Raw genomic sequence first — 25,762 nt, 5'->3', positions numbered from 1 at the left:
TCGTCGAGGGCGACGTGCTCAAGGCGCTCGACCCAGCGCAGCGCGGGCAGCTCGCTGTGCTGCTGGAGAGGGTCATTGCCGGGTTCGACGACGTGAGAGAGCCCTAACCGGGTGGGCTGCACCGGCGCTCGACAACCGGGACGAACCGGGCGTTCTCCGCAGCGCGCTGCGGGACCCGGCTACTGGCCCTGGGCGAGCCGCCAGGCCTGCCAGATGTCGCCGTGCAGGCGACCACGTTCGGGCACGAGGATTCCGGCAGCGTTTGCCCAGGCACGCACCTGCGCGGTCGGCGGGGCCGTCGTCGGTTGCGCCGTCGGCTGGTCGGTCGGCTGGGGGGTCGGCAGAGGGGTCGCGAGCGAGACTTTCGCCTGTTTCGCTGCCAGCGCGATACCCATCCGGTCCGTGACGGCCCGCTCGGTCTCGGCCCATGCGTGCGCGGCGGCCAGGTATCGGTAGGTCCATTCCTCGGCGAGCGGCCGGGTCTCGCAGAACACGATCGGCACGTCCGGCCAGCGGACCTGCAGCTCGGCCAGCCCGTCGGCGACCATCGCGGGACGGACCCAGTCGAGCTTGAACACCTGGGAGTACCGGTCCTCGACGACGATCGCCGCCCGCGGCAGTGCGGCGAGGTCGCCAACCGCATAGCGCAGCGTCCCGTTCATCAGGCTGGAGACCAGGTCCGCAAGCGACTTGCGTTCCACGGCGGCGACCAGTCGGTCGTCGGCGGTGATCCCGTAGTCGCCGCAGGGAAGGGCGTACTTGACCGTACTCACCTGCTGGGTGGCGAACCGGTACGCATACTGCTCGCGGGTGTCGACGAGGATCTGCAGCGACGCGATGCCGGCGGCCCGAGCGGTCGGGGTGGTGACGTTCGGTCGGGCCTGCTTGCGGGTGCGTGGTGACTGCCAGAAGACGGCCTCACGTCCCCGGGCGGTCGTGAACACGATCTGCGACCTGTTCTCCCGGCCCCGCTCCAGGATCAGGTCGATCGCCGCGCCTCGGCGCACGCATGACCGGATCGGGGCCCGCTCGACGATCTCCGGCTCGGCCGGCCATTCGTCGACGTCCACGGGGTAGCAGTACAGCGCCTTGGTGCGCGGCCACGTGCCGGACGTACGGAAGACCATTCCGCCACCGAGCGGCAGCCGAAGCAGGTACCCCAGTCTCGAGCTCGGGTCCGGGTTGGCCGCGACGAGCATGTCGCGCGCGTCCGGCGCAGGAGATGCGAACCGGTCGACGTCGGTCACAGATCAAGTATGCCGGTCACCTTTCTCCGTCGGTGCCTACTGGCTTCCACGTCTCCTGCTGCCCGCCTTGACGAGGTCCCGAGCCACCACCAGACATTCCGTCTTCGGCCGGCCCAACCCGTAGGCCGTCCGCATCACCTGGCTCAGCTCCGTGGCTAGGTCGTCGGTGGTGATGCCCGAGGCGAGCGCGGCGAGGATCGGCCCGATGAGGTCGTCGTACTCGTCCAACGGCCCGCCGACCTTGATCGAGCCGATCGGGTCCCAGCGTTGCAGGATCGCGCGCACGACGAGCTGGTCGTCATCGAGCTGGTCCGGTATCGGGCCGATTCGCACTGTTCCCCCTTGACCGGTGGGGCCCGAAGAGGCATGCCCGCAAACCTCACGGAGCCGCCTGGCGACGGGACGGAGCTGCCCGGTCTTTGGCTGGCACACTATCGCCATGACTGCGCGGGGCACCCCCTCCCTCGGCGACTTCCTGCGGGAGCGGCGGATGCGCGTGGAGCCCGAACAGGTAGGGATCGCCCGGCGACGCGGGCACGACAACCCGGGCCTACGCCGCGAGGAGGTGGCCGAGCTCGCCGACATCTCGGTCGCCTACTACACGTTCATCGAGCGCGGCCGCGACGTCCGGCCGTCCGCTGAGGTGCTCAACTCCATCGGGCGGGTGTTGCAGCTCACCTCCGGCGACCTGCGGCTGCTGCAGGACCTGCGCACCGGCAGCCACCGCCACCCCCGGACGATCATCACGGAGGTCGGCGAGGAGGTGATCGAGCTGGCCGAGGTGCTCGACCCCAACCCCACCTATGTCATGGGTGCCCGGTGGGACCTCCTGCACTGGAACCGCGCGGCCGAGCTGCTCTTCACCAACTGGCACCGCCGACCGGTCAGCGAGCAGAACATGCTGTGGTTCTACCTCTGCGACCCCTACGCGCGTGAGCTCTACCTCGACTGGGAGACCGAGGCGCGAACCCAGGTTGCGCTGTTCCGCGAGTCCTACTCGCAGTACGGGCACGATGCGTCGTTCATGGACCTGCTCGACGAGATCTTCGCCGTCACGCCCGAGGCGCGCACCTGGTGGGAGCGCGACGACACCACGGCGGTCCACAGCGGCGCGAAGCGGGTCCGCCTCCCCGACCACCGCGAGGTGCTGCTGCGGCAGCTCGTCCTCGAGGTGGCCGACAACCCTGAGATCCAGATCGTCACGTACTTCGCCGGCTGGGACGAGGAGGGCGACACCGACGACGAGGGCGAGGATCCCTGACGGATCGGAGCCGGGGCCGTGGCCAGGCGCTCGTGACCCCGGCCTCATAGGGTCGGTGGAGTGACCGATGATCCGCACTACTTCGTGGTCGACGGGCGACGGTGGAGGACGACCGACCCAGGTATTCCCGACCGGCTCCGGGCCGAGCTGGTGGCGGAGCTGATGTCGGCACGTCGCGCCGTTCGGGACCACGCCACGGATGCACGGGCGCGGGTACAGGACGCCAAGGTCGCGTTGGGTGAGCGCGGCGAGCCCTGGTGGGAGGACCCCAGCCCCGACGGCCGCGACGAACGCCTGACCGCGAGCATGCTGGCGTTGCTCCGCCATCGCGACCCGTTGTCGACCATCTGCCCGAGTGACGTGTCGAGAGTTGTCGCGGGAGAGGGGTTCCGCACTGTCATGGATGACGCGCGCAGAGTCGCAGCCGCACTGCGTGACACCGGTGTGGTCAGGACGACCCAGAAGGGCGACGACGTCGACCCCTCGAACGCGCACGGACCCATCCGCATCGGGCGTGGACCGAACTGGCCGCCCTAGCCGGCCGACAGCACGCGTGTGCATGCTGCCAAACGGGTGTTGGTCGCCGCAAAGCCCGAAATCTGCCCGCATCTAGGGACTAACACCCGTTCGACGGCTCGGCGGGCCTCCTCGCGGTTGAGCTCAGCGCCGGCGCGCGGTCCCGAAGATGCTGCGGGTGATCTCGCGGCCGATCGAGGTGCCGGCCGAACGCAACATGGACTTGACCGCCGAGTTGCCGAGCATCGACTCGACCACCGTCGGCTGCGCGGCCTGCTTGGCCGCCTCCTTCTCGGCAGCGATCCGGACGCGCTCCGCTTCCTTCTCGGCGACGACGCGGGCCCGCTCCGCCTCGCGATCGGCGATGGCTTGGGCCTTGGCTGCCTCGGCAGCCGCCTTCTCGGCCTCTTTCGCGGCTGCCGCGTCCGCCTTGGACTGGGCAGCGTCGGCTGCAGCGTCGGCCTTCGCCTGCGCTGCCGCAGCGACCGCCGCGGCCGCCGCGGCCGCCTGCTCCTGGTTGGCCGCGGTGAGCGTCTCGTAGGCCGACACGCGGTCTTCGGTGGTGGCATACATCGCAGCCAGCGGCGAGGCGGCGACGATCGCCTTCATGGTCTCTTCCAGGGCGGGCGCCATCAGCGTCTCCGGGGCCCGCATCCGGGTCCAGGCGACAGGGGTCGGGGCGCCCTTCTCGGAGAGCACGGTGATGACGGCCTCGCCGGTGCCGAGCGAGGTGAGCACCTTGCTCAGGTCGTAGTCGCTGGTGGGGTAGGTCGAGACCGCCGCGCGCAAGGCTTTGGCGTCGTCGGGCGTGAACGCCCGTAGCGCGTGCTGGACCCGGTTGCCGAGCTGGGCGAGCACGTCGCTGGGCACGTCCTTGGGCGACTGGGTGACAAAGAAGATGCCCACGCCCTTGGACCGGATCAGCCGAACGGTCTGCTGGATCGAGTGGAGGAACTCCTTGGAGGCCCCGTTGAACAGCAGGTGCGCCTCGTCGAAGAAGAAGACCAGCTTGGGCTTCTCGACGTCGCCGACCTCGGGCAGGTCGTGGTAGAGGTCGGCGAGCAGCCACATGAGGAACGTGGAGAACAGCGCGGGCCGGTCCTGGACGGCCGGCAGCTCGAGCATGGTCACCATGCCTTTACCGTCGGCGGTGGTCCGCAGCAGGTGTGCCGTGTCGAACTCGGGGAGCCCGAAGAACACATCGGCCCCCTGGGCGGAGAAGGTGATCAGCTCGCGCAGGATCACCCCCGCCGTCGACGCGGACAGGCCGCCGAGCGCCTTGAGCTCCTCCTTGCCCTCGTCGGAGGTCAGGTACTGGACGACCTCGCGCAGGTCCTTCAGGTCGTCGAGGAGCAGGCCGCGCTGGTCGGCGTAGTGGAAGACCAGCCCGAGGCTCGACTCCTGAGTGGCGTTGAGCCCCAACACCTTGCTGAGCAAGGTCGGCCCGAACGACGTGACGGACGTGCGGATCGGTATGCCGGTGCCGAGCCCACCCAGGGAGAGCAGCTCCACCTGGTATGCCGTCGGTGACCAGGTGAGCCCGAGGCTCTCGACCCGCTCGGTGATCTTGGGGTTCGGTTCGCCGGCGACCGCCATCCCGCTGAGGTCGCCCTTGATGTCGGCGAGGAACACCGGCACGCCCTGGGCGGCCAGCTGCTCGGCCATCAGCTGCAACGTCTTGGTCTTGCCCGTGCCGGTGGCGCCCGCCACGAGCCCGTGCCGGTTTATCACCGACAAGGGAATGCGGACTTTGGCCTCGGGGTAGACCACGTCCTCGAAGACGGCAGCACCGAAGACCAAGGCCGGGGCGTCGAACCCATAACCCGTGGTGATCGCGGCGACCTGCGCCGGAGTCGACGTCGGTTCTGGCGTTGGGGTCGCGGAAGACTCGCTCACATCCGGAACTCTAAACCCAGGCCGACCTAGACTGCGGCCCGTGATCTTCAAGGCCGTCGGCGACTCGCGCCCCTACCCGGACCACGGCCGGGTTACGGCGCGCGACTGGTCCGAGGTTCCGCCGCGCATGGTGCGGCTCCAGGAGCTCGTCACGACCAAGCGCACCCTGGACCTGGCGATGCTCCTGTCCGAGGACTCCACCTTCTACGGCGACCTGTTCGCCCACGTCGTGGAATGGAAAGGCGATCTCTACCTCGAAGACGGCCTCCACCGAGCACTTCGAGCAGCCTTGCAGCAACGTCCGACCCTCCACGCCCGGGTACTCGTGCTTGACTAGGCGACCACACGAGACGGGCATGCCACCGCATGACTCCACGACAGGGCAGGGAGGTTCCTGGTGAGCCAGGTGGTCGAGTCCGCAGCGTCGCGGCGGCGACGGCGCCACACGCGTACGGCGATCATCTTGGTCGTGCTCGTCTTCTTGCTGGCCGGCGCCTTCTACTACGCGGCGTCCTACTTCAAAAGGCCGAGCAGCCCCGCTGCCGCCTCGGGTTGCGCAACGGGCGACATCACGGTCGGCCCCACCGCGGGCAAGGCGGCGGTGCTGACGCCGTCACAGATCACGGTGAACGTCTACAACAGCACGACCCGCGCGGGCCTGGCCTCGGACACCGCGAAGTCGGTCAAGGACCGCGGCTTCGTGGTCGGCAAGGTTGCGAACGACCCGCTGAAGAAGAACGTCCCGGGGACCGCGGAGCTGCGGTTCGGTCAGTCCGGTCAGACGGCGGCGGCCCTGGTCGCCCCCCTCGTGGCAGGTGCGACGCCGGTGGTCGACGCGCGCCCCGACGCCACCGTCGACCTGGTCCTCGGATCCGGGTTCCAGGGCCTGACGCCGGTCGTCGCGACGGGGACAGCGACGCCACCGAACCCCTGCTGACTCATCTCTGACTCAGCTCCGACTCAGCTCCGACTCAGCTCCGACTCACCTCGGGCACAACGTGACTCGCGGTCAGGCGGGTTCTGAGACCTGCCGCGCGATGGCAGAGATGGCCAGCTCATAACCCTGGGTCCCCAGGCCGACGATCACGCCCGTGACCACGTCCGACAGGTACGAGTGGTGCCGGAACGGCTCGCGGGTGTGCACGTTGGAGATGTGCACCTCGACGACCGGTCCGGTCACCATCGCGACGGCGTCCCGGATGGCCACGGAGGTATGCGTGTAGGCGCCGGCGTTGACGACGACACCGGCGGTGGTGCGCAGCTCGTGCAGCATCTCGACGAGCTCACCCTCGTGGTTCGACTGACGGAAGTCGACGTCGAAGCCGAGGGTGTCGGCGGTCGCCGCACATCGCTTCTCCACGTCGGCAAGCGTTTCCGAGCCGTAGATCGCGGGTTCCCGCTGGCCGAGCAGGTCGAGGTTGGGTCCGTTGAGGACCGCGATGACCGGGCGTCCCATGGCGTCTCCCCTCGGCGTCTCCCCGTGGCGGGATCGTCCTGTTCTACACCTTCGCCTCGCAGCAGCCGGCGATGGCCACTCACCAGGACAGCGCTGGGCCGTCGATGTTCACCTGTGGTGGCCTTCCCAGGGGAGCGCTGTACCAGCGGGCACCGGGGACAGCGGGATGACCACAACAGAACGCGGTTGCTGGTGTATCAGGTGCACGGCCACGGATCCGCCGAAGAAGTCGTGTACGCCGGTCTTGAACCCGCCATGGCGGCTGCCCACGACGATCATCTGGGCGTCCAGCACCTCGGCCAGCCGGGCGAGGGCGTGCCCTACATCACCAGCCAGCGCCCGGAATATCACCTGGACGTGCTCCTCACTGGCCACCGCGCGGATCTGGAGAGCAAGCCCGGCGTCAAAGACGACGGTGGCCCAGTCGACCAAGTCGGGGTCGATCGGGCGGGACTCGACGGAGCCGTCGGGTGCTCGGAGACCACGTTGCTGGCGGGGTCCACGTTCGCGCAGACCAGCACCACGTCGAACTGGCGGGCGAAGCGGGCCGCCTCCCGTAGCACCGCCTCCGGCTGTTTGCCCGTCACCCCCACCACGATGTACCGCCCCGAGCTGACCATCGTGATTCCTTCCACCGGCTGGTCCCGATTCGCCAGCCTGCAGGCTAGTCGGGTCTTGCACGATGTCTGTGCCCAGCTTTCGACACGGACGTCCCTGAGGCACGTCCCCGTGTTTGCCGTTGTACGACTTGGACGACTTGGACGGCTTGGACGGCTTGGACGGCAACGTCACCACCGCGGGCCGGCGCACGGTTGATCGCGGAGGCGCTCGGCGTCGACCCCGCGGAGGGAGCCACCAGATTCTTCTCCCATCAGCTGGACCGCCGCGACCCGGTATGTTGGGCAGTACGGCGGTGGGGCTCGCCGATAACCGCGACGAATCGCCAACAGTCCCTACCCTTGGGTAGGAGGTTGCGTGGGAGCTTACTTAAGTCAGGGCGTCGCGGGCTGGCCGAGCTTTCAAGCTCTGGCAAAGACAGCCAGACGCGGTATTGCACGGCGTCTTCGGAGCGGGCCGCAGAACTCGTTCGCCGCCATCGCCGAGGAGGACCCCCTGGTGTCCGACGACGACGAGCGGGCCACGAGCGCTCCGCAGCCGCTCGATGAGGCGCTGCCGATCGACCCTGACCTGCCAGTCGAGCAGCCGGGCCTGGGACATCGGACCCGGAACGCCTTGCGAGACCGGTGGGACATCCTCGCTGTCATCGCGGGTGGTGGTGCTCTCGGCAGCGCTGTCCGCTACGGCGTTGCCGAGTTCCTGCCCCACGACGTGGGTACGTTCGCATCGTCCACCGTTGCGGTGAACGTGTGTGGCGGTTTCCTGCTCGGGTTCCTCATGGTGTTCGTCGTCGACGTCTGGCCGCCGACGCGATACGTGCGACCGTTCCTCGGCGTCGGGATCCTCGGAGGCTTCACCACCTTTTCCACCTACATGGTCGACACCCGCACCATGCTCACCTCGGGACGGGCGGGGGGAGCCTCGCTGTACCTGTTCGGCACGCTCGCGCTTGGGTTGGCGGCGGTGTGGCTGGGCATAGGCGCTGCCCGCGGTCTCGTTCAGTCCCGCCATCAGCGTCGAATGGCATCACAGCGGGAAAGCGACACCGAACGTCACGGATCGACCGACAGGAGCGAACAATGATGCAACGCGGACCGGCCACCCGCCTCACGATCCTGATCAAGGAGTCTGACCAGTGGCATCACCGTCCGGTCTATACGGAGATTGTGCATCGGGCCCACATGACCGGACTCGCGGGTGCCAGCGTGTTTCGAGGCATGGAGGGGTACGGCAAGTCCAGCCACATTCACACCAACCGGATCCTGTCCCTCAGCGAGGACCTCCCCATGTCGGTCATCATCGTCGACACCGAAGAACACATCCGAACGTTCTTGCCTCAGCTGGACGAGCTCGTCACCGAAGGCCTGATCATGATCGATGAGGTCGAGGTCATCAAGTACGCCAGCCGGAACGATCCCCACGGGGACCTCACGTCGTGACCCTTCTCCTGGTTCTGGTCGGTGGTGCCGTCGGTGCGCCGTTGCGTTACCTCACGGATCTGTTCGTTCAGTCCCGGCACGACTCGGTCTATCCGTGGGGGACGTTCACGGTGAATGTCGTTGGTTCGGCGCTGCTCGGGCTCATTGCGGGGGCCACGGCCACCTCTGCAATGCCCTCCTGGGTGCTTGCTCTGGTCGGCACGGGATTCTGTGGCTCACTGACGACCTTCTCGACCTTCGGCTTCGAAACCGTTAGGCTTTTCGAGGAGGGTTCCTTCGCGGAGGCTTCGGTCAGCGCGGGGCTGAGCCTCGCAGTCGGGCTGGTCGCCGCGTTCGGTGGCTGGGCCGCGTCGGGCTTGGTCACGTGAACGCCGCTCTCGCAACCCGCAACCCAGCGGTGAGCCCCCCTTCCGCGTCGACGAGGGAGTAGCCGTGACCCTTCACATCGAGACCGTCCGCGCCTTGGAGATCCTCGACTCTCGAGGCCGCCCCACGCTGGCGGTTCGGCTGACCACCGGGGACGGACATACCGTAGACGCCAGGGTGCCGTCGGGGGCGTCGACCGGCGCGGGCGAAGCCGTGGAGCTGCGCGACAAGGACCCTCAGCGATATGGCGGGGCGGGGACCAGCCAGGCGGTGGCGAATGTCGAGGGGCCTATCGCCGATGCGCTGAACGGGCGGTCCTTCGCGGACCTTGCCGAGGTCGACGCGCGACTCATCACCGCCGACGGGACGCCGAACAAGGCGTCGCTGGGGGCCAACGCGATCATCGGCGTGTCGATGGCCGCGGCGCGCGGCTTCGCGGACGCGGCGGGTACACCCCTGTGGACGTTCCTTTCCCCCGATGGCGGTCGGCCGGCACTGCCGGTCCCGCACTTCAACGTTGTCAACGGGGGCGCCCACGCTCCCAACCGGCTCGACTTCCAGGAGTTCATGATCGCGCCGCTCGGCGCACCCTCGGTCGCCGAGGCGGTCCGCGCTGGCGCCGAGGTCTACGCGACGTTGCGCCACCGTCTGGCGGCGGCTGGTCACGCCACCGGCCTCGGTGACGAGGGGGGCTTCGCCCCTGACCTGGCCCGTCCAGACGAGGTCCTGGAAACGCTCGTGTCAGCCATCGCGGACGCCGGCTACGAGACCGGACGTCGTGGCGTCGCGATCGCTCTCGACCCCGCAGCGAACGGGTTCTACGACGGTGGGCACTACACGGTCGTTGGCGACGTGCTCAGCTCGGCAGAGATGGTCGAGTACTACGCCGACCTGGTGGACCGCTTCCCCATCTGGAGTCTCGAAGACGGTCTTGCCGAGGACGACTGGGAGGGGTGGGTCGCCTTGACGCGGCGGCTCGGTGAGCAGGTCCAGCTGGTCGGTGACGACATCTTCGTCACCGACCCGACCATCATCCGCGATGCTGCAGGCCGGGGCGTCGCCAACGCTGCACTGATCAAACCGAACCAAATCGGGACCGTTACCGAGACCCTAGAAGCCCTCGCCGTATGCCGCGAGATCGGTTTCGCCGCGATGGTCTCGCACCGTTCCGGCGAGACCGAGGATACGTTCATCGCCGACCTTTCTGTCGGGTCCGGGTGCGGGCAGATCAAGTCGGGCGCGCCCGCCCGCGGTGAGCGGGTGGCCAAGTACAACAGGCTGATGGAAATCGCCCACGACGAACCCGACCTGCCCTTCGGGAGTCCAGAGAGGTAGCCCGCCCCGAGGATCACCTGGAAGGAGCCGAAATGCCCGCGAGCGAGTTTTCGGCGCACCTTAGAGACCGGGAGGTCGTAGTCACCGGCGGGCGCCCGAACGAGCCGACTATGGGGATGCTCCAGGACGCCCGGCTCCTGGCGTCGGACAGCGACGCCCTGAGGCTCGACCGGCTCCGGCAGAGGCTCGCGGACCTGCGGCTGCGCGTCCTCGTCGTCGGTGAGGCGAAACGGGGCAAAAGCACGCTGGTCAACGCGCTGCTCGGACGCGACCTGCTGCCCACGGGGGTCACCCCCCTGACCTCGGTCGCCACCACGGTGACGGCCGCGCCGGGCGGCCAACGGGAGGAGGCCGTCGCGATCGGCTTGGACGGCTCGCATACCGGCGTCGGGTTGGCCGGCTTGCCGGACCTCGTCACCGAGCGCGGGAACCCCGACAACGTCCGCCGGTTGGCCGAGGTCGTGGTTAGAGTGCGCAGCCCCTTGCTCGACCGGTACTCACTCGACCTCGTCGACACCCCCGGCACCGGGTCCGTCTTTGCCCACAACACGGCCGAAGCGCACGCGGCCTTCACTACCCTCGACGCGGCGGTCCTGGTCCTCACCGTGGATCCGCCCATCTCGCAAGCCGAACGCGAGCTGCTCGAGCGGATCTCCGCCATGTCACTGCGCACGTTCGTCGTGCTGAACAAGAGCGACCGCCTCACCGACGAGGAGGTCGACGAGGCCGTCCGGTTCACCGCTCAGATATGCGCGGAGGTGACCCGCCATCCGGTGCAGGTCACTGCCTGCTCCGCGCGGCGGGGGGGAGACGAACCCGGGTTCGCCGCGTTCGCTGAGTCGTTCGCGGCATACCTCGCTGAGCGCAGCGTCGCTGACGCTGCGCTGGCCGTCCGCTTGCAGGTATGCCGAGTGATCGCCTCGATGCTGGACGAGGCCCGCGTCCGGCTGCGCGCCGTCGAACTGGCCGATCAGGGCGACGCTCGGGTCGGTATCGAGCTGCAACGAGTCCTCGCCTGTGTCTCCGCGCGACGTCGCGCGATCACCGACCGGTGCGCCGGCTCAGTACAGCGGCTTCGACGCGACCTGGACGGGCGAGCAGCGGCTGCTGTCCGCGAGATCACGCGCAGGTCTGGGCGAGACCTGGAGGACTGGTGGCCCTCGCAGGCCCACCAGGTGCCTGTCGACGACCTCGAACGGGTAGCCCGTGCCGCTGCCGCGTCGATGATCACTAGGCACGTCGAGGCGTGGCGAGCGACGACGGTGCAGCGCCTCGAGGCGGGCCTGGCCACCATCGCCACGGAGGGCGCCTCGGACGTCAACGCCCAGCTGCGCCTGGCCAGCGATGCCGTCGAACGGGTCCTCGACCTCACGCTCAGTGCCCGCGCCGATGTCGCCGAGCTGCCTGTGAATACACGGTTCCGCTATGACTACACGCCGGCGACGGGGTGGGACCCACCACTTCGCGGGACGTTGTCCCGGCTGGCAACTTCGGCCCATCGGCGCGCCCGGATCAGGCGGTCGGTCGGAGTCGAGGCGGTGTCGATGGTCGACCGCCAGGTTGGTCGCGCGCGCGCCGATCTGCAGGACCGGCTACGAGAGGCGGCGCGTGAGGTGTCGCGGGCTCTGGAGGAGCAGTGTGCCGACACCCTCGACCGGCTGTCCGACCTCACGGAGGAACTGGCGCGTGACGCTAGCGGGCTGCCCGGCGACAATCGGCGCTCGCTGGGTCGGGAGCTCGCGGCACGCGTCGACGCCCTCAAACGGCTTCAGCACCGATGCGACGAACCGCGACGTGTGGACGCGGCGGGCCGCTGACGCGTCTGCGTTCCAATACGGTCCGCCATGGCCAGGACCAGAACAGGGCGGCGGCGCTCGCCCCACCGAAGAGGACGAAGAGGGTCGGCAGGCCAGACTTCCGCAGATAACGAGCACGTGTTTGGGCGAAAAGGGCCGTTGACCTCTGCAAACGCGTGTTGTAGGCGGGCCGGGTCGTGTTACTACAGCCCGTGGCGGGCGGGGGGGTCAGGCCGAGGGAACCTCTCATGTCCCGTCAGCCGCGTTCGACGCCGAGCAGCTGCTTGTACGCGACGGCCAGGTCGTCAGGGGTCAGGGTGAGGTCGCAGATGCACAGCAGCCATTTCCCGTCCGGATGGTTCTCCCGCTTGATCGCGGCGGCGTCGACGCGCAGTAGGCCGCTGCCGGTGCGGCGCAGGTAGCGTCGTTGAGGTGAGTTACGAGGTAGATCGCGGACGAGAGCGTCCCGGTCGGCATGCTCGAGGTTGGTGACACACCACGAACCGTTGCGCCGTAGGGTGTCGCCGTTCGTTGAGTCGGAAGTGGTCAGGTCACGCCCGCGTACCCCGAGCTCCAACATCACGATGGCGGTCATCCCGGCCACGACCCGCCGCCCAAGGCACCTCAGCGGTCGTCCTGATGCTCTGCACGGCATTTCCCCGACGTCGCTCGGCTACGCCGAGCCGAAGACCTTCTCGAACACATCGCGTCCGTAGCTCGTCGGCAAGGGATCTCCGGGTAGGACCTTGAACGTCCGGCGGCCGTCCTCGAGGCGTTCTGGGCGCAGGAACAGCGCGTCCGGGCGATGCTGCGCGGCGAGCGTCTGCGCCAGGTCGTACATGTGGGTGACGTAAACGACCCGCACGTCTGCCTCGGTGAGCCCGTCGACGATGCCGCGGGCGATTCGCGAGCCCTCGCGCTCGTTGGTAGACGCGAAGGACTCGTTGAACAGGACCAGGTCACCAGGCTCGACCTGGTCGACGATCTCGCTCATCCGGGCTAGCTCCTCGTCGAGCTTTCCACTCTGCATCGACGCGTCCTCCTCACGGGCGAAGTGAGTATGCACGCGGCCTGCGGTGTCGGCGCGGAACGCGGTCGCCGCGACGAACAAACCGCTCTGCATCATCACCTGGGCCAGGCCGATGCTGCGCAGCATCGTCGACTTGCCGCCCTGGTTGACGCCTGTGATCATCAGCAGAGACATGGCGTCGGCGTCGAGGTCATTGCCTATTACTGTTGCGCCGGAACGTAACCCGAGGCACACGTCGTACAGTCCGGTCGTGTTCAGCTGGCGCCCGCCCGGCGGGCGCGCGTGAGGGAACGCCACGGGTAGACCGTGGGCGGCGAGCTCCTCGTAGAGGTTCAGAGCGCCGATGTAGAAGGCCATCTCCCAACGCAGCAGCTCGAAGAAGCTGAGGATGTGGTCCGTGGACTGTGCCAGCGCGTCAGCCACCAGGACGGTCCCGCGGTCCCGCAGATCCGAGAGGGCCTGGAAACCGGCCTCGTCACGGTCCGGCACCCGGTAGGTGTACTCACCGGGTCGGCCCAGGCCGAGCAAGTCCCGCCAGGAGCGCTTGAAACTTGTCGGTTTGCGCAGGACGAGGTGGGTGCCCTTGCCACCTTTACCGAGGTCGGCAGTGATGACCACGCCGGTAGGGAAGTGCAGCCGATCCAGGTGCTCGGACAGGACGGTGAAGTAGTCGTCCGACAGGTCGTGCCTGACCGCTTCGAGAAGATCCGTCAAACCTTGGGACCCGAAGGTGTCCACGTGCTCGTCCGCGAAACATCGAACGGTGCGAAGGGGTCCGACGAGCACCTCGAGCGTCTCTATCGAGTGGCTGAGGATGGCCGACACGGACCGCCCCAAGAGCCAGCCGCGAACCTTCTTCGGGCTGGCGACCCCGTCGACAGCAAGGTCGTAGAGCGCACGTGCGGCCTCCGGATGGCGCAGGCAGTCTCGCAGGACCGCCTGGCGCCACTCGATGTCGGCTGGCGACAGCAGAGGCGTCAGGATGGTCCGGGTCACGACGTCGCGAACGAACTGGTCCCCTTTGGCCATCCGCGCGAAAAGAGTGTCGAGGCCGAGGTCGCGAACCAACGCCTCGTTCGAGCTGGGCAGCTTCCCTGCGGTTGCCGGGTCGGCGGCTGCATGCAGGAGATGGACCTTCATCGGGCCAGCCTCGCCGTCACCCGGGGGTACGTCAGTCCGTACTTGCGTGCCACCGCCTGCGCATACGCGTTGCCGTCGGCACGTTGACGGACCACCCTGAAGGTCCGCGTCGACGGGTCGTCGGGCACCACCTGCGCGACCATGCTGACGACGGCCTCGTCCAGTGCCGCCAGCTCGTCCAGGAACGTGACCACGACGCAGGCACAGTCCAAAGCCAGCACCTTCTGTAGGACGTTGGTGGACAGCAAGATCGCGTCCTCGAGAGCCGTCGACGTGAAGATCTCGTTGATGACGATGAGGCTGCGCTCGCTCGCCTCCCGCAGGATGTCCCGGATGCGCACGAGGTCATCCTCGAGACCCCCGGTGAGGTCCCGAAGGTTCTCACCCCGCTCGAAGTGGGTGAAGACCCGGTCCGAGAGCATCACGTGTGCGCGTGTTCCCGGCACGAGCAGTCCCAGTCCGGCGAGGTAGGTCAGCTGCCCGATCATCCGCGCGAACGTCGTCTTGCCGCCCTGGTTTGGGCCAGTCACCACCAGGATGCGTTCTGGTCGGGTCAGCCGGAAGTCGTTGCAGACGACCGGTCTCTTGTCGTCGACGAGAGTGTCGGCCAGGGCCACGTCGAATGCGGTGTCGGCCCAGATGTCCCGATCCGTGCCGGATATCTCCGGCAGGCACATGGACAGGCCACGCCTGCTCAGCCGCTGCTCGAGGTCGAGGCAGGAAAGGTAGAACTGCACCTCTCGGTCGAAGACCGACAGGAACTCCTCCACGAACTGCCCGTGGTCCTCGCGGAACTGCGCGAGCGCGGCGAACTCTGCCGGGTACAGTCGGGCCACCAGATCGGCGATGGCGGCCTCGACATGGTTCATCTCGTCGTACATCGTGATCTGGGTCAGGCGACTCTCGACCTGACGTTGCTGGAACCGTTCGAACGTCTTCACCACGTCGGCGGCATAGTTCTCCTCTGCCGCCTGCCGGCTGACGTGCACGCGGTCGCCGACGAGGTGCATCCGGTAGGTCACCGCCGCCAAGGACTTGCTGATGTCTTCCGCCTGCGATGCCAGGCCCACGAAGCGGTCCGACGCGACATAGCGCGACAGGGTTTCAGCGAAAGACCGCAGCGCTTTCGAGCTCGGCCGGTCCGGCGTCAGCGCGTGGCTGAGGGCACGCACTGCCGCGACGTACCCGGTTGCCGCTCTCAGGACCGTATCCCGTTGCTGCGTGGCGTAGTGGTACTTCTTTGCCTTGTCGAGTCCACCACGGACGAAACGCATCTCGACAGCGAAGGACCGAACCGCAGCCACGATCTGGGGGTCCCGCAGGTCGAGCAGCACCTCGTGCCGGTAGCGCACGGCGTCCGGTGACGGCAGCGGCGTCGCGAAGTACGGCCACAGCTCGTACTCCTCTCGACCGGACGTCATGGAGGCGAACAGCTGGTCCAGGTTGAGGTCCCGCAGGCACTCCGCCGGGGCCGGTGGGGCCAGGTCGGGGCGTTGCCTGCGAAGAGAATGCTCATGACTGCGGGCAGAACCGGACGATCGTCGACCCGAGGCAGAAATGACGGCATGACATTCCTTCCACGCACCAGTGCGCTTCAGGGACTGTCAGCGGTAGTCGCGGTTGGAGGCGGGCCCCATCGCCATCGGGAGATGATGTCCATCATAGGACTCCTCGGGCTGGTTCTAGAGGCCGCTGCGCTGAGAAGGCCGGTCACGCAACGGCCACGGCGATCACCGCGACCAGGGCGATGAGCATGTAGAAGAGGTATGCGTCCAGGCGCCCGGACTGCAGCCGGAGCGCGGCGCGAACGGCCCATCTCATGGGCCGCAGCAGCGGGCGGTAGAGGTAGGTCTCGGTGACCTCGACCACGTCTGACGTGTAGCCGAGGTGGGTGCCGGCAGGCCCGGCTGCCTCGTCGCCGACCCGGCCGCCGCTGGCGCGTTCGACCTCCCGGAGCTCGGTCCGGGTCATCAGGATGTTGGCCAGGACCTTGCGGGTCGGGTTGGCGTAGCCGAACGGGGTGTACTCGTCGGCCCCGTCGACTCCGCCGGTCGCCGAGCGCCAGACCGGAACCCGCCGCACTCGCCGCAGCCTTCCCCGAGAGAGCAGCATCGCGGCCCCGAGAACGAGAAGGCACATGATCGGAAGCTCGATGGACAGCCAGGTGGGTGACAGGACGGAGAACCCGCGGTAGACCGGGCCGAGCACCCACGGGGAGTCGACGGCCGCGTTCGTCACCTCACTCGGGATGATGCCCGACAAACCATCTGCGATGAGGTGGATCTCGGCGGGGGTGAAGGCGGCGAGCAGCGGACACGCGGCAATCAGCACGAGCAGACCCAGTCGACCCACCCACCCCACGTCACTGGCCGTGCGGGTCGTCGGCGGGGTGTGTCCGAGCGCGGTGAAGGCGGCCAGCCGGGCGAAGGCGACACCGGCGAAACCTGCCGTGAGAGCGACGAGGGCGCCGGCGGCCGCCATCGGCAGGGCATACCGCAGCTGGCCGAGTCGGAACTGCTGCATGAGGGTCTCCAGGATGAACCACTCCGAGACGAAGAGGGCGGTCGGCGGCAGCGCGGCCATCGTCAGCGCTCCCACCGCCAACCCGGTTCCGCTCCACGGCAGCCGACGTGCCACACCCCGCAGCTGGTCCAGGTCGTCGGTGTCGAGTCGGGACTCGATGACACCGGCGCTGGCGAAGAGCAGCGTCTTTCCGAGCGCGTGCGCGACGACCTGCAAGGTGGCCGCGAGAAGCCCGGCAGCCATCAACTGAGGCATACCGACGGCCGACCCGATCAGCGCGACTCCGTAGGCGGTGGTGATGAGTCCGGCGTTCTCCACCGAGGAGTAGGCGACCATTGCGGTGAGCTGGGTGTGAACGCTCGCGTGGGCGATGCCGAGCAACGCGGTGACGCCGCCTACGAGCAGCACGGTCACGGCGAGCCACGGCGGTGGCGCGCCGAGCACCTGCAGCGTGCGCCACAGTCCGTAGAAGCCGACGTTGACGGCAGCCCCGGCCATCAGGGCCCGCACCGGTCCGGGCGCCGCCTGGTATCCCCGCGGCATCCAGACCTGGAGCGGGACCAGCCCGACCTTGACGGCGAAGGCGACGACGAGGAGCGTGTATGCGCTGGCCTTCACCGCCCCTTCGGCGCTGGTCCCCAGCCCGGTCCAGGTCAGCGACCCGCCAGCGGGAACCAGGACCAGCATGCCCAGCAGGAGAGCCGCGCCGCTGACCTTGCCGAACGTGACTGTCGCCAACGTCGCGGTGAGACTGGCCCGCCCGTCCGTTCTGTGCTGCCCGGGGCTGGTCAACCAGTAGAACGAAACGGTCAGGATCTCCCAGGAGAAGACAAGAACGAAGACGTCCCGAGCCAGGACGATCACCGCGCAGGCGCTCAGCAGCAGGCATACGGCGGCCGGCATCGTGCGCATCACCGGCTTTGTCCACGACCAGGACGCCACGATCGCGACCGCAGGGACGGCAACGGCGAACACGATCAGGAGGAACAGTCCAGCGAGCCGGTCGAGAACCAACCCCAGCTCGCTTCCGGTGCTCAGTCGACCGAACAGCCAACCCAGCGAGGCGTACGTCGTCTCGCCACGGACTGCGGCGAGGCCTGCTCCGGCGAGCACGACCGCGGCCGTCCCGGCCGCACCCAGGGGGAGCATCCGCCAGAGCCGGGAGCGTCCGCGGGCCACGAGGTCGGTGAGGAAGCCAGCAGCGAGCAGGCCCAACGCCGCGGCGACCGCCGTCATGACACGAACCCCGTGACGCGTCCAGGCAGCCAGTCCAGGGCGAGCAGCAGTCCGTGCAGGATCGCAAAGGGTGACGGGGGCGCGCCTGGCACCCAGACGTCGACGTCGACGAGGTCGTCCACTCCGTCGGACCCGGCGTACGACCCCGCGAACATTCCTCCGCTACAGGCGTCCGTTCCGACGGCAACGACGACGACGGGTTCGGGCATCGCCTCGAGGGTGCGGGCCAGGGGCTCGCGCATGCCGGTCGCTCCGATGCCGGTGACGAGCAAGATGTCGGCGTGGCGAGGGCTGGCTGTGAAGAACAGCCCCAGCCGGTGGATGTCGTAGATGGGGTTGAGCAGGGCCGCAACCTCCCACTCCTCGGCGCCGTCGGACCCGGCGTCGACGTGTCGGATGTGGACCGACCGCCCGAACGTCCTCGTGCGCCTGGCCAGGTCGGCCCGGATCGCCTCGAGCTGGCGGTCGTCGCCCTCCCCGCTCTCCCCGCCCTCTCCGCCCGGGACCACGAGGGCAGCACGCTGGAACCGGGCCGGGTCTGAGCCCCGACGCCACTCGAAGATGTCTGGGTGCTCGACGATGCAACGTCCGCAGCCGATGCAGCCGCCCGCATCGACGACGACCCAGCCCTCGCGGTGTCCGATCGCCCCGCTGGGACACAGCGCCTCGAGCTGGTCGGCCGGCCCACCCTCGTGTTGTTCGGCGTCGGGACGTGGTTGCGCGACACCGGTCCAGGAGTCGAAGTAGGGGTCCGCGGACTTGGGCCACCCGGTGGTGGCCACCCCGTGGCGCAGTCCACGCAGGACCCAGGGCATCTACAGCACCGCCCCGGCGATGGACAGGCCGAAACTGGCCTCGATGAACGGGAAGTCCGTGAGGACATCCCCAGCGAACACCTCGTGGAACAGGCTGAGGTTGTGGAAGGAGGCGGACCGAGGCCAACAGCGGGTGATCCGCCCTCGTGCCAGGTCGACTACGTAGAGCACCTCTCCCTGCGCGGCCTCGGCCCAGCCGACCCCCTGCCCGGTCGGCTCGCCCACCGGGACCCGCAGCTCGGTGGCCCCGGCGCGCTGGGGAAGTCGAGGCAGGACCTGCTCGACGAGGTGGAACGACTCGTCGACCTCTTGCCAGCGCACCCGGGTCCGCGCCTGGGCGTCACCGGCCTCCTCTTGCGGGGCGGGCAGCATGCTCAGCTCCGGGTAGGCGTCGTAGGGGCGCATCACCCGGCAGTCGTCGTGGAAGCCGCTGCCGCGGGCCACCGGCCCCAGAGCCCCGTGGGTCCGGGCCGTGGCCGGAGGCAGTGGCCCGGTTGTGCGGATCCGGTCCAGGAAAGAGGACGTGCCCATCAGAGCATCGGCGTCGGAGCGGATGTCGTGCCGCAGCCGGGCCAGCTGCTCCGACAAGGCCGGTACCGGCTCGGGCAGGGACGTGACGCCACCGGGGACGACCACGCCCCGCCCGAACCTGTTGCCGCACAATGCGCTTCGCAGTCTCATGACGTGTTCCTTATGCACGCCGAAGCGCGCGACCGCCACAGCCAAGCCTGCGGCGTCGGCGAGTTTGACGGCCGCGTCGAGGTGGTTGGCGATCCGTTCCAGCTCGGCGTGCAAGACGCGTACGAGGGCCGCCGGGTGCGGCACGTCTGTACCCGAAGAGGCCTCCACGGCGTGGCTGTATGCCAGCGCGTGCCCGACGCTCGAGGTTCCCTCGGCGCGCTCGGCCAAGAGCACTCCGTCGTCGACGGTGCGCCCCTGGAAGGCGCGTTCGACGCCGCGGTGCTTCGCGAAGATGCGTACCTGAAGGTGCGGGATGTCCTCCCCGGGCGTCTCGACGAGGTATTCCACGGACTCCATGACCCCGGACCGGACCGGACCGTGAGGGATGGTGAACAGCCCTTTCCCATAGACATGTCGTGGCACCGCTCGCTCGTCCGGGACCAGGCGAGCCGGGTGGCTGGGCGAGCCGGGTCGCGGCAGTTCCTGCCAGTCACCGTCGGCCTCGGGACGCTCAGGCAGGGGCAGGACCAACGGGTCGAGCCGGGGGTGGCCGAGGGGAACGATCCCGAACAGGTCGTGCAGCACCCGTTCGTACCAGAACGCGGCCGGGATGTCAGCGGTCAGGCACGGGTATGCATCGGCAACCTGCGTGCTCGTGAGCTGGACGCCCACGGTGCTCGCGGTGGCCACGACGAGGGTCACCTCGACGTCCCCGTCTCCTCCTGCGTCGGCGCGGTCCGCCTCGCCGGCGGTCGCGAACAACCCGGCGAACCGGTCCCCGGCTCGAAAGCGACTCAGGACCACCTCGCGGAGAGCGTCGATGCCGGCCACCCCGGTTTCGGACTGGAGCTGGGTCACCGGGAGGCCCCGTTCATCTGAGCGGCGGCCACGGTGAGCAGGTCGTCCAGGGCAGCGGGCGGGTGAACACCGAGGCCGACCAGCACCAGCAGGCACAAGATGACGGGCGCGACCATCCACCGGCTCGGCTCTCCAGCCTCCGGCTGCTGGCCAGCGCCGGCCGGCGCGGACACCATCCGGGTGGTCGCGATGGCCAGGCCGCCGAACGCCAGCGTGACCAGCACGACGAGGACGACCGCTCCGAGGTGGTGGTCCGCGCCGAGTCCTCCAGCAACGATGAGGAACTCGCTGCGGAAGATGCCCGACGGGGGAAAGCCGGACAGTCCGAAAACCAGCAGCAGGAACATCGGGGCCGACCACGGAAGCACCCTCATCCCGTTGCGGATCTTCGACAGCTGCTTGGTGCGGAACGCACGCACGAAGACGCCCGCGCCCATGAACGCTCCACCCTTGCCCGCGGCGTGGGCGAGGACGTGCAGCAGGACCCCGAAGGCCGCGACCGGAGCGCCGAAGCTGACACCGATGGCGAGGATGCCCATGTGTTCCACGCTCGAGTAGGCCAGTAGCCGTTTGACGTCCCGCTGTCCGCACAGGTACAGCGACGCCAGCAGCAGTGACGCCACGCCGAAGACGAGCAGGACCGTCTGCGGGAATCGACCACCCAGTGTCCCTACCGCGATCTGGTAGTAGCGGATCACGGCGTAGAAGCTGACCGCCAGCAGGGACCCGGAGAGTAGTACCGAGACGGGAGTCGGCGCTTCCGCGTGCGCGTCGGGAAGCCAGGTATGCACGGGAACCAGACCGACCTTCGTCCCGAACCCGAGCACCGCGAGGACGAAGGCCAGCTTGACCGGGCCGTCCGGCAGCTGCGCTGAGCTGGCTAGCAGAGGTTCGAACGACAGGTCGAAGCTCGAACCAAGCCGCTGGGCGCCGGCATAGTACATGAACACCGTTGCCAGCAAAGCGATGCCGAGGCCCGACGAGGCGATGAGGACGTACTTCCAGGCGGCCTCCGTCGCGCCGTCGGTGTCCTCGATCGCCACCAACAGGGCCGAGACGACCGTGGTGATCTCGATGGCGACCCACAACAGCGCCAACCCATCCATCAGCGGCGCACACAGCATCGACCAGGTGAAGACGTTGAGCCCGACATAGAACCGGCGCAGATGAAGCCGTGAGGCAGCGGTCCGATCGTCGGCGAAGTAGCCGACGCAGTAGACCGCCGTGGTCAGGTAGAGGAACGCCGTCGCCAGGAGGAACACGACCGACAACGCGTCCACGCGCAGGAACGCCGCCTTCACGGGCGACTGCCCGGCCGGGCCCACCAGCACCAACGCCAACACCAGGCACACCGCGCCGGCGACGATGGTGGAGGTACGACCCGCGCGGATGCTCCCAAAAGCAGAAACCAGCGTGGCGCCGATCGGGACCAGCATCAAGGCGACCAGGACGGCGGACACCGGCCTCAGCCCCTCAACCGGTTCAGCCCGGCCGTGGACAGCGTGTCGGCCCGCCCGTGATGCATTCGCATCAGGACGCCGAAGACGACCACCGCCACCAGCAGGTCGAACAGGAAGGCGACTTCGAGGATGAGTGGCAGACCTGCCGCGACGACCAGGCTGGCCAAAGACACCCCGTTCTCGAGGGAGAAGAAGCCGATCGCCTGCGAGACGACGTCGGTCCGCACGATCATCAGCACGAACGAGACGAGCACGACCGCCACCGACAACGACAGGGCGGCGCTCGGTAGCACCGGGCTGGCCAGCTGCGGAAGCCGCCCGACGGCGAAGAACCCGATTCCACCGACCACCATCGCCAGAAGCACCTCGCTCGCCACGCCGATCACGCCCGTACCGGCGATCTCCACGTCCGCGTCACGTAGCAGCCGCAGCACGACCATCGGCACGACGACGACCTTGAGCAGCAAGGACAGGGCAGCCAGCGCATACAGCTCGGGGATGTGCTGGGTCGCCGCGACCACCACCGCGAGAATCGCGACGATGAACGACTGCGTGGCGTACAGCCGTACCTGGGCCCGCAGCAACGAGGCCCGCAGCATGAGGAACTCCACGAGCAGGATGGCCACCGCCAACGTGTTCGCGCTCGCGGCGTACAGGTCCGGCGCGGTCTGCATCAGCCACCTCCCAGGTAGACGGTGAAGACACCGACGACGGCGAGCAGGAAGGCGCCCGCTACGAACTCGGTGATCTTGAACAACCGCAGCTTCGCGAACGAGTCGTCGATCACCGCGACGACGACGCCCACCACGCACGCCTTGCCCAAGAATGCCGCGATGGCAAGCAGGACGGCGCCGACCTGCTGGGTCGTGGCCAGGCCCCACGGAGCGACGAACACGTTGATGAGGATGGTGTAGAGGATCAGCTGCTTCATCGCCGACCCCCAGGTGAGCAGCGCATAGAAGGGTCCGCTGTGCTCGAAGGCCCGAGCGGTCTCGATCATGCCGAACTCGTTCGTCCCGGTATGCGTCTCGACCGGGATCCGGCTCGTCTCGTAGAGGATGACCATGAACAACGCCCCGCTGGCCAGCAGGTGGGCCGGCCGCACGATCTGGCTGGCCGAACGGACTGTCTCGGCGAGCGCATACGGCAGGTCGGTCGCCGTGATCAGGGCAACCGCGAACACGACGAACAGGATCACCGGCTCGGTGATCGCCGCGAACGTCTTCGACCGGCTGGAACCGAGCTGCGCATATGGAGAGCCCGTCTCGGCAGCGGCCACGGCGACGAGGAAGCTCGCCAACGCGAGGATGAAGCCGCCTCCCAGGATGTCGCCCATGTAGCCCAACGGCAGCGGGTAGGCGGTCAGGACCGGGATCAGCATGGGGACGGTCAGGTAGCACGCCATGGCCACGACAGGAGCGGCGAGGAAGACCCACGTCGCACCCTCCGGGGCCAGCGTTTCCTTGCGGAACATCTTGGCCAGGTCGAAGTACGGCTGCAGAACTCGCGGTCCGCGCCGTCCTTGCAGACGAGCCTCGACCTTCGCGATGAACCCGCTCAGTCCCGGGGCCGCGAGGAGGGTGGTCAGGACCTGCAGGACCTGGATGAGCGCCAAAGGAAGCGAGAGCGTCACGTTTTGGTCTCCTCTACCTGTCCGTTGGCGCTAGGCGCGCCAGGTGCTACAGGTAGAGGCCATCAGCGGGAGCGTGTCCGCGGTTAGGGCGAGCCTCATCGCCACTCATAGTCTGGTCCACCCGGCCGCAGGACGCAAGATCGCAGAGACATGGAGGGGGCCAAGTCCGGCTGGCAATGGTGGCACGTGTGCCAGCGGACTGGGTATAGTCCGTGCCGTTGACCGGCGGTGGGGCTCGCCGGAAAGAACCGCCACGACTCAGCATTGGTGGCCGACAGTCCCTACCAGCAGTGCCCGCCGGGAACGCCCCTGCGAGCCGAGCCAGGTAGGGACACCATGACACCCGAGAGCCCCGAGAGCCCCGAGCGAGCCCACCCGCAGTCGGCCGACAAGACCCCTGCCCTCGACCACGGCTCTCTCGTCGCAGGCGACGGGAGATGGCTGTCTCCCGGCATCGCCGGCGTCGGGGCCGCGTCCCTGTTCAGTGACTCCGGCCACGAGTTGGTTACCAGCCTGCTGCCCACCTTCCTGACCTCGACGCTGCACGCCGGGCCGGCTGCCCTCGGGGCCATCGAAGGAGTCTCCGACGCCCTCGTGGGCCTCAGTAAGCTGGCCGGCGGACCGCTCGCGAGCAGCCCGCGGCGACGCGCTCGGCTCGCGTCCGGTGGCTATCTCGGTACGGCGGTCGCCACCGCCGCGATCGGCCTGACCACGGCCGTCTGGCAGGTGGCCATTTTGCGCGCTCTCGCCTGGATCTCCCGAGGGATTCGCTCACCGGCGCGCGACACCATGCTGACCAGCCTGACTCCGCCCGGTGCATACGGCCGCGCCTTCGGCCTGGAACGCGCCGGTGACAACGCCGGCGCGATCATCGGCCCACTGCTGGCCATCGTGCTGGTCTCCGTCCTCGGGGTGCGGCACACGATCCTGCTCGCCATCGTCCCCGGCGTCCTCGCCGCCGTCAGCATCACCCTGGCCGCCAGAGAAGCCCGGCGTACCGTCCTCGAACCCCAGGGGCGCCAGACCCTAAGCCTCAATCTCAGAGCCCTCCGCGCCGCTGGGATCGTCCGAGCCCTCACGCCCGCAGCCCTGTTCGAGCTGGGCAACCTGGCGACGACGTTGCTGATCCTGCGCGCCACCGACCTACTCCACACGGACGGCCCCGACCCACGCAGCCTCACCGCTGCCACCTCGTTGGCGATCCTCATGTATGCCGCGCACAATGCGGCAGCCAGCCTCTCAGCGCTCGCCGGCGGTGCCATCATGGACCGCATTGGTCCTCGGACGGTGTTCACGGCAGGCGCCGCGGTGTACGTCGCCGGCTACCTGCTGTTCGCCTGGGAGCAGCCAGCCTGGCCGGTGCTGCTGACCGGGTTCCTGCTGGCCGGGATCGGCATCGGTTTCGCCGAGACGGCGCAGTCGACCGTCGTAGCCCAGTTGCTCCCAGACCGGTTGCGGGCCAACGGCTTCGGGGTGCTCGGGCTGGTCCAGTCGTTCGGTGATCTCGGCGCAACCGTGGTTGCCGGCTTCCTGTGGGCGGCGTTCTCGGCGAGCGTCGCCTTCGGGTACGCCGCGGCGTGGATGGCCGCCTCCGTTGTCGCCTCCATCCTCCTTCGACGCAGGCCACAGCCTGCAGATCGATCGACGTGACCGGTTTCCGAGGGGTAGAGTCAGTGCGGCGATGGAACCCGCCAAGGTCAGACAGACAACGACCTGAACCGTCGAGATTCGCACTGATGGCTCCTCAAGGTCGAGGAGAGCCATGCCACCGAACATCGAACCCGTTCCGTCACAGGCCATCACCAGTGGCGATGAGTCGTCCCGACCATTCTTTCCCGGTGGGGAGCTGACCCCGGCCGAGGTTCGCGAACTGTGGTTCTTCGTGCACGGCGACGTCATGGAGGGTGGCATCCGACAGCACCTACGCGCTGCCTTCGGACTGTGCCCGCGGCATACCTGGGCCTATGCGGTCGTCGAAATCGAGCTATGGCAGTTCGGCAGCGGGCCGCGCGGTGGCCACCAACCCTTCGACGTCTGCGTCCTGTACGAGGATCTGTTGAGCACCGTCGTGGACCGGCTCACCCACCACCGGATCGTCCGAGATCCTGCTCCGGAGCGAAAACTGCGCCCGACCGCCAGCTGCCGGATCTGCGATGCCGTGAACGGTCCGGCAACTGCCCCCGAGCTCACCCGCGCCGGCTATGCGGGCTCGGACACGACCGCGTTGGCGGCCGAAGCCAACTCGATGCAGTTCACCACCGCGTGGCTGCGCGACAGCGAACACGTCTGGCGACCGCGGGCTTGTCCTCGATGCCTCAGCGACGATCCTGAGAGCGGTCCGCACACCACTGCGCTGGAGTCACCCCACCAGGCCTGGCTCTGTCGGTCACACCTGATCGACAGCGCCCCCATCGACTCCGCAACCGTCCAGGACGTCATCCGAACGCTGAGAGTAC

The 25,762-nt window shown here is 68.4% G+C and carries 25 protein-coding genes and 1 riboswitch; of the genes, 11 read left to right on the top strand and 14 right to left on the bottom strand.

What is annotated here, in order from left to right; translation table 11 throughout:
- Positions 1-179 precede the first annotated feature (179 nt).
- Both ABI385_RS12845 and ABI385_RS12840 read right to left on the bottom strand, forming a co-directional pair.
- Positions 180-1,247 carry an ERCC4 domain-containing protein gene (locus tag ABI385_RS12845; protein ID WP_348104144.1) on the bottom strand — a complete coding sequence of 356 codons (1,068 nt, stop codon included), beginning with the start codon at positions 1,245-1,247 and terminating at the stop codon, positions 180-182.
- 36 nt (positions 1,248-1,283) lie between these two features.
- Positions 1,284-1,580 carry a hypothetical protein gene (locus ABI385_RS12840; protein ID WP_348104143.1) on the bottom strand — a complete coding sequence of 99 codons (297 nt, stop codon included), beginning with the start codon at positions 1,578-1,580 and terminating at the stop codon, positions 1,284-1,286.
- Between the two features lie 106 nt (positions 1,581-1,686).
- Between ABI385_RS12840 and ABI385_RS12835 the strand changes: the two genes are divergently transcribed.
- A complete protein-coding gene (locus ABI385_RS12835) occupies positions 1,687-2,508 on the top strand; it encodes a helix-turn-helix transcriptional regulator (protein WP_348104142.1) in 822 nt (273 codons plus the stop codon).
- Between the two features lie 60 nt (positions 2,509-2,568).
- Positions 2,569-3,045, top strand: coding sequence for a DUF3253 domain-containing protein (locus ABI385_RS12830; RefSeq protein ID WP_348104141.1), 477 nt, complete (start codon positions 2,569-2,571; stop codon positions 3,043-3,045).
- Positions 3,046-3,168: 123 nt separating this feature from the next.
- Here the strand turns inward: ABI385_RS12830 and ABI385_RS12825 are convergent, their stop codons facing one another.
- On the bottom strand, positions 3,169-4,920 hold the full coding sequence (locus ABI385_RS12825) for a helicase HerA-like domain-containing protein (RefSeq protein WP_348104140.1): 1,752 nt from the start codon (positions 4,918-4,920) through the stop codon (positions 3,169-3,171).
- Positions 4,921-4,960: 40 nt separating this feature from the next.
- Here ABI385_RS12825 and ABI385_RS12820 point away from each other — a divergent pair, with 40 nt between their 5' ends.
- Both ABI385_RS12820 and ABI385_RS12815 read left to right on the top strand, forming a co-directional pair.
- A complete protein-coding gene (locus ABI385_RS12820) occupies positions 4,961-5,257 on the top strand; it encodes a type II toxin-antitoxin system VapB family antitoxin (protein ID WP_348104139.1) in 297 nt (98 codons plus the stop codon).
- A 60-nt stretch (positions 5,258-5,317) separates the two neighbouring features.
- The gene (locus tag ABI385_RS12815; RefSeq protein ID WP_348104138.1) at positions 5,318-5,857 is read left to right on the top strand and encodes a LytR C-terminal domain-containing protein; all 540 of its coding nucleotides are present in this window, start codon (positions 5,318-5,320) and stop codon (positions 5,855-5,857) included.
- A 72-nt stretch (positions 5,858-5,929) separates the two neighbouring features.
- Here ABI385_RS12815 and aroQ read toward each other — a convergent pair whose 3' ends face one another.
- Together aroQ and ABI385_RS12805 are read right to left on the bottom strand one after the other, a co-directional pair.
- Positions 5,930-6,376 (bottom strand): type II 3-dehydroquinate dehydratase, encoded by a 447-nt coding sequence (gene aroQ, locus ABI385_RS12810; RefSeq protein ID WP_348104137.1) that lies wholly within the window; start codon positions 6,374-6,376, stop codon positions 5,930-5,932.
- A 108-nt stretch (positions 6,377-6,484) separates the two neighbouring features.
- On the bottom strand, positions 6,485-6,808 hold the full coding sequence (locus ABI385_RS12805) for a universal stress protein (protein ID WP_348104136.1): 324 nt from the start codon (positions 6,806-6,808) through the stop codon (positions 6,485-6,487).
- A gap of 684 nt (positions 6,809-7,492) precedes the next feature.
- On the opposite strand from ABI385_RS12805, the gene ABI385_RS12800 reads away from it, so the two are divergent.
- The 5 genes from ABI385_RS12800 to ABI385_RS12780 all read left to right on the top strand — a co-directional run bounded on the left by ABI385_RS12800 (position 7,493) and on the right by ABI385_RS12780 (position 11,951).
- On the top strand, positions 7,493-8,077 hold the full coding sequence (locus ABI385_RS12800) for a CrcB family protein (protein WP_348104135.1): 585 nt from the start codon (positions 7,493-7,495) through the stop codon (positions 8,075-8,077).
- Positions 8,074-8,433 (top strand): DUF190 domain-containing protein, encoded by a 360-nt coding sequence (locus ABI385_RS12795; protein ID WP_348104134.1) that lies wholly within the window; start codon positions 8,074-8,076, stop codon positions 8,431-8,433. Before ABI385_RS12800 ends, ABI385_RS12795 begins: the two co-directional genes overlap by 4 nt.
- A complete protein-coding gene (gene crcB / locus ABI385_RS12790) occupies positions 8,430-8,801 on the top strand; it encodes a fluoride efflux transporter CrcB (protein ID WP_348104133.1) in 372 nt (123 codons plus the stop codon). The genes ABI385_RS12795 and crcB overlap by 4 nt, the downstream gene beginning before the upstream one ends.
- A gap of 64 nt (positions 8,802-8,865) precedes the next feature.
- Complete coding sequence (gene eno, locus ABI385_RS12785) at positions 8,866-10,134, top strand: phosphopyruvate hydratase (RefSeq protein ID WP_348104132.1); 1,269 nt, start codon at positions 8,866-8,868, stop codon at positions 10,132-10,134.
- 32 nt (positions 10,135-10,166) lie between these two features.
- Positions 10,167-11,951: a dynamin family protein gene (locus tag ABI385_RS12780; protein ID WP_348104131.1), complete on the top strand. Its 1,785-nt coding sequence runs from the start codon at positions 10,167-10,169 to the stop codon at positions 11,949-11,951.
- A 235-nt stretch (positions 11,952-12,186) separates the two neighbouring features.
- Here ABI385_RS12780 and ABI385_RS12775 read toward each other — a convergent pair whose 3' ends face one another.
- The 9 genes from ABI385_RS12775 to ABI385_RS12735 form a co-directional block, all read right to left on the bottom strand.
- A complete protein-coding gene (locus ABI385_RS12775; RefSeq protein WP_348104130.1) occupies positions 12,187-12,525 on the bottom strand; it encodes a hypothetical protein in 339 nt (112 codons plus the stop codon).
- 78 nt (positions 12,526-12,603) lie between these two features.
- A complete protein-coding gene (locus ABI385_RS12770; RefSeq protein WP_348104129.1) occupies positions 12,604-14,100 on the bottom strand; it encodes a MutS-related protein in 1,497 nt (498 codons plus the stop codon).
- On the bottom strand, positions 14,097-15,521 hold the full coding sequence (locus ABI385_RS12765; protein ID WP_348104128.1) for a MutS-related protein: 1,425 nt from the start codon (positions 15,519-15,521) through the stop codon (positions 14,097-14,099). Before ABI385_RS12765 ends, ABI385_RS12770 begins: the two co-directional genes overlap by 4 nt.
- 289 nt (positions 15,522-15,810) lie before the next feature.
- Positions 15,811-17,859 (bottom strand): proton-conducting transporter membrane subunit, encoded by a 2,049-nt coding sequence (locus ABI385_RS12760; RefSeq protein WP_348104127.1) that lies wholly within the window; start codon positions 17,857-17,859, stop codon positions 15,811-15,813.
- Positions 17,856-18,674 (bottom strand): hypothetical protein, encoded by an 819-nt coding sequence (locus tag ABI385_RS12755; RefSeq protein WP_348104126.1) that lies wholly within the window; start codon positions 18,672-18,674, stop codon positions 17,856-17,858. The genes ABI385_RS12760 and ABI385_RS12755 overlap by 4 nt, the downstream gene beginning before the upstream one ends.
- Positions 18,675-20,213 (bottom strand): NADH-quinone oxidoreductase subunit C, encoded by a 1,539-nt coding sequence (locus ABI385_RS12750; protein ID WP_348104125.1) that lies wholly within the window; start codon positions 20,211-20,213, stop codon positions 18,675-18,677.
- Entirely contained in the window at positions 20,210-21,673 is a 1,464-nt protein-coding gene (locus ABI385_RS12745; RefSeq protein ID WP_348104124.1) for a proton-conducting transporter membrane subunit, read from the bottom strand. The genes ABI385_RS12750 and ABI385_RS12745 overlap by 4 nt, the downstream gene beginning before the upstream one ends.
- A 5-nt stretch (positions 21,674-21,678) precedes the next feature.
- Positions 21,679-22,347, bottom strand: coding sequence for a hypothetical protein (locus ABI385_RS12740; protein ID WP_348104123.1), 669 nt, complete (start codon positions 22,345-22,347; stop codon positions 21,679-21,681).
- Entirely contained in the window at positions 22,347-23,306 is a 960-nt protein-coding gene (locus ABI385_RS12735) for an NADH-quinone oxidoreductase subunit H (protein ID WP_348104122.1), read from the bottom strand. The genes ABI385_RS12740 and ABI385_RS12735 overlap by 1 nt, the downstream gene beginning before the upstream one ends.
- Before the next feature lie 46 nt (positions 23,307-23,352).
- Positions 23,353-23,418, bottom strand: a riboswitch (Fluoride riboswitch).
- Positions 23,419-23,642: 224 nt separating this feature from the next.
- Here ABI385_RS12735 and ABI385_RS12730 point away from each other — a divergent pair.
- Both ABI385_RS12730 and ABI385_RS12725 read left to right on the top strand, forming a co-directional pair.
- Positions 23,643-24,956, top strand: a complete 1,314-nt coding sequence (locus ABI385_RS12730; RefSeq protein WP_348104121.1) for an MFS transporter — start codon at positions 23,643-23,645, stop codon at positions 24,954-24,956.
- Positions 24,957-25,068: 112 nt separating this feature from the next.
- Positions 25,069-25,762: hypothetical protein (locus ABI385_RS12725; RefSeq protein ID WP_348104120.1), on the top strand; the 694-nt coding region annotated here is incomplete at its 3' end.

The organism is Lapillicoccus sp., from assembly GCF_039935575.1.
Classification (GTDB): Bacteria; Actinomycetota; Actinomycetes; order Actinomycetales; family Dermatophilaceae; genus Lapillicoccus.
The sequence above is the reverse complement of the archived record's forward strand: the minus strand, read 5'-3'. Positions and strand labels throughout refer to the sequence as shown.